Origin of the sequence: Cryobacterium sp. RTC2.1 (genome assembly GCF_035018685.1) — a bacterium.
Taxonomy (GTDB): Bacteria; Actinomycetota; Actinomycetes; order Actinomycetales; family Microbacteriaceae; genus Cryobacterium; species Cryobacterium glucosi.
In genome coordinates this window covers 1-1,299 of record NZ_JASJXJ010000303.1, presented here as the reverse complement: position 1 = coordinate 1,299, position 1,299 = coordinate 1, and the positions used below count along the sequence as shown (strand labels likewise).

Here is a 1,299-nt window from a genome sequence, read left to right as displayed (position 1 = left end):
CCGAGAGGAAGGTCAGGCCCGGGATCAGACCGGGAACCGGCTGCGACCTGGTTCGCGTTCAGTGGCAGCAGGATGAGTGATCCGAATGAGTGCATCCCTGTCCTCTGCTTCCTCAAGTCTTGGTCTCGACTTAGGTCCTCGCCCTTGGCGTTCTGGTCTTTCCGGGTCCGATGAAGGGTTGGACCGGGGGATCTAGTCGAGTTGAGCACTTTAGAACGCGGCGCGCTAGCAAGGTAAAGCTATCCATGTTGCCGCGCCGCCCAGACGGCGGCCGTTTAACGTCGCGGCAAGGTGAACGCTTGTGGAACATTGACAGCCGCGATTGCTTCTGTTGGGGTCTCCGCGTACAGTCATCTTTGCAGGGCGCCGTTCGTTAGCTGAGGCTCCTTTGTGGATATAAGCCAGCGACCCCCAACGTCCAGAGACGCCCCGGGTCAGGACAGGTTTTCCCGGAACAAGGGATTGCCCCGATTGGCTCCCGGTTTCCGGGTTAACGCCGCAAAGTGCCAAAGGTCTTACGAGGAGAGGTTACCTCGGCCGGTCTGGTCGGACTCTTCGTGTGCGCTGAGCAAAGCGGAGGGAGCACGTCAATGAGCGAGAGCCATAGACCCTACCTCCTGCCGACCACGCGCACCAGGTAGCAGTCTGCCTGCACACGCCTTTCTGGTGGCGTGCCCCGCGGTGATCGCAGCCCGGCCAGGTCATATTTTCTCGCCCGGCCCTGTGGTTTCCGCGGTGTTCCCGACATCGCCGGCCCTCGTGGGGCCGCGTTTGATCGGCTCCCGGATCCTGTCTTTTCATTTCCTGCAGAAAGTTCACCATGGATACAACGTCAAACCTCGTTCCTCCGACCGGGCCCGTGTCAGCGGTCCTGGATTCCGCGCACGTGGGCGATATTGAAGGGGCCATGGGCACGATTCGACTCGGCGATGATGCGCCGCGGCGGGGCGTGCGGGCAAAACTGCGTACCCTTTTGGCCATTCTGGGTCCTGGACTGATTGTGATGGTCGGCGACAACGACGCTGGCGCGTTTGGGACCTACACGCAAGCTGGCCAAAATTATGGGACCACATTGCTGTGGACGTTGCTGCTGCTGGTACCTGTCCTCTACGTGAACCAGGAAATGGTGTTGCGGTTGGGGGTGGTCACGGGGGTGGGCCATGCCCGGCTCATCTTGGAACGTTTTGGAAAGTTCTGGGGAGCCTTCAGCGTCATTGACCTGTTCATCCTGAACGCGCTCACCATCGTGACCGAATTCATCGGTATCAGTTTGGGCTTGCAGTATCTGGGCATCCCCCA

The 1,299-nt window shown here is 60.2% G+C and carries 1 protein-coding gene and 1 riboswitch; the gene reads left to right on the top strand.

Going from position 1 to position 1,299, the window contains the following annotated elements; genetic code table 11:
• Positions 1 to 362: 362 nt before the first annotated feature.
• A riboswitch (M-box (ykoK) riboswitch) is annotated at positions 363 to 532 on the top strand.
• Positions 533 to 886: 354 nt separating this feature from the next.
• Positions 887 to 1,299: divalent metal cation transporter (locus tag QN357_RS18970; RefSeq protein WP_323505395.1), on the top strand; the 413-nt coding region annotated here is incomplete at its 3' end.